This is a genomic window from Acinetobacter sp. LMB-5 (genome assembly GCF_001541635.1).
Taxonomy (GTDB): domain Bacteria; phylum Pseudomonadota; class Gammaproteobacteria; order Pseudomonadales; family Moraxellaceae; genus Acinetobacter; species Acinetobacter pittii.
On sequence record NZ_LRDR01000132.1, the window covers coordinates 1 to 313 of the forward strand.

Consider the following 313-nt stretch of genomic DNA (forward strand, 5'->3'; position numbering starts at 1 on the left):
CCATTTGAATGCGGTCACCAAGTTGTGACATTGCATCGTTACGACCCGATAGCTTGCGCTCTAATGCCATTAGGCTGATGATGTAGCGAGTGACTTCACTTCCCGATGGGGTGCTATCAATCCCTTTCACCAAGCATTCAAGACCCAGCTTAAGGTCGGCTTCGCGGCCGAAAACACCAATGGTGTTCGCTGGGCTAGTATTCAAAATGGCGTTAATTGACGTTTCAAAGGCATCTTGATCACAATGTCCGTTTCTCGCTACCTGTTGAACTAAGGCAACAGCTTGGCAGATACCTGCAAAAGCGATAGTACG

Annotated in this window: 1 protein-coding gene; it reads right to left on the reverse strand. The window is 48.2% G+C overall.

Going from position 1 to position 313, the window contains the following annotated elements:
* Positions 1-313 (reverse strand): DUF489 family protein (locus AW165_RS18835; RefSeq protein WP_155859678.1); only part of this gene is annotated, 313 nt, incomplete at both ends.